The organism is Micromonospora sp. NPDC050495 (assembly GCF_040655175.1).
Classification (GTDB): domain Bacteria; phylum Actinomycetota; class Actinomycetes; order Mycobacteriales; family Micromonosporaceae; genus Micromonospora.
On the sequence record NZ_JBFAJK010000115.1, the window covers coordinates 1 to 1989 of the forward strand.

Annotated in this window: 1 protein-coding gene; it reads right to left on the minus strand. The window is 68.3% G+C overall.

What is annotated here, in order from left to right; genetic code table 11:
- Positions 1–113: 113 nt before the first annotated feature.
- On the minus strand, positions 114–1814 hold the full coding sequence (locus tag AB0I11_RS34305; protein ID WP_357330091.1) for an IS1634 family transposase: 1701 nt from the start codon (positions 1812–1814) through the stop codon (positions 114–116).
- Positions 1815–1989 lie beyond the last annotated feature (175 nt).

Sequence of the window (1989 nt, forward strand, 5' to 3'; positions counted from 1 at the left end):
CCTGCGTTCCGCAGCTCGGCGTCGATATAGTCCGCGAATCTGGGCTGTGAGCTGGGCAGACAGTTGTTGGCCCGGTGACGGGGTGTGTCACTAGGCGGCTGTGTTGTTGCAGGTCAGGCGGTTGCGGGTGTCGCGTCGAAGATGCGGGGCGGTTCGGTGATCCGCAGCTTCGTGAGCAGGGCTTTCTGGGGCTGGGACAGCTCGGTGCGCTGGGCGAACGTGCCGGCGGGGCCGGTGAATATGCCCAGGTGCAGACGGTCGATCTCGGTGCGGATCGCGGTCCAGGTGCGGCCGGTCTCGGTCTCGGCGACCCGGATCAGTAGCAGGGCCAGCCAGCAGAGCAGGATGTGGGCGCGGATGCGGTCCTCGCGGCGGTGGAACACCGGCCGCAGGTCAAGGGTGGTCTTCATGTCGCGCCAGCCGCGTTCGACTTCGAGGAGCTGCTTGTAGCCCAGGGCGATGTCCTCGGCCGACAGTTTCGGGTCCGAGCAGCGCAGCAGGTACTTGCCGTCGAGGCGCTGCTCCGTCTTGACCTTGGCCTGGTCGATGCGCAGCAGGCCCTTGGGCGTGACGCGCAGGAACCGGTTCAGGCCGGGCTTGGTCGAGATCACGCCGCGGAGCTCGGCGCGTTTGGTGGCCGACAGCCGGTCGGTGCCGTCGATCAGGTCGGTGAGCTGGGCGAGTAACCGGGTCCGGACGGCGGCGTCGCGGTCGGCGGCCTCGGGGTTGTAGCAGATGACGAACCGGTCGTCGGTGTCGATGTTGACTTCCTTGACCTGCAGGTTCTCCGCGACGGTCGCGTAGCGGCCCTGCCGGGCCAGAGCGGCGTCGGCTTCGCTGGTGCCGGCGCGTAGCTTCTCGCCGAGGATGTAGTGCCCGCCGCCCTGTTGCAGGAAGCGGCGGTTCTCCGCGGAGGCGAAGCCGCGGTCGGCGACCCAGACGACGCGGGCCAGGCTCCATTCGCGCATGTCGGTCTTGACCTGCCGGATCAGGGCGGAGTCGCCGGTGTTGCCCGGCCAGCACCACACTCGGACGGGGATGCCGGTGCGGGTGACGGCCATCCCGACCACGACCTGGGGCAGGTCGTCGCGGGAGTCCTTGCTCTTGCCATGGGTGCGGAACCCGGCCTGCTTGACTGCGGCGGGGTCGTCGGCGTCGACCGGTTTGCCCTTGTCGTCACGCCAGACGATGTCGTCGGCCTCGTCGAGTTCGAAGTAGGTGCTGGTGGTGTCGAAAAACAGCAGGTCGACTTGCAGGTTGAGCAGGTCGGCGATCTGGTCGTAGACACCGCGGGTCAATGCGGGCTCGACCTCGATGAGCTGGTCCATTGCCCGGTAGCAGGCGTCGTCGGTGACGTGCGGCAGGCCGGCCAGGTGCACGTCCTGGCAGACCCAGTCGGCGGCGGCCAGCTTGCTCGACGGGGCCAGGGCCCGGTTCGCGACCAGCGCGAACAGCACCCGCTCGACGTCGACCTCGCGTCGGGCAGAGCCGACCAGTGGCCGCAGGACGGTGTCGATACGCAGACGGCGCCACAATCCGTCGAGCAGCCACGCCCCGCCCAGCGGACGGGACTCGAGGAACGACAGGCCGGCCGGTGCGGCCGCGGCGAGGGCGTCGGCCGGGGCGAGCAGCCGCGACAACGCGTCCACCAGCCGGCGGATACCGGCCACGTCGAGCTGGTCCTCGCGGCCGAACGAGTACAGCACCCGGGTCTTGGACGCCTTCGCGGCCGGGTCCCACTCGTTGTGGGCCAGTTGCAGGTAGCGGATCGTCTGCCCGTCACGGGTCTTGCGGGTCGACGCTTTCACGTACACGAGGCACGACCGTACACCGACTATGCGACCAGGCATAGATCAGCAGCTCAGCGGAGTTATCCACAGACGGGCGTGTCACTAGGGATTTTCGCAGTTTCCACCAGACTGCAACGCCTTGACCTGCACCTTCACACCGCGACGCCGACTATATCGACGCTGAGCTGCGGAACACAGG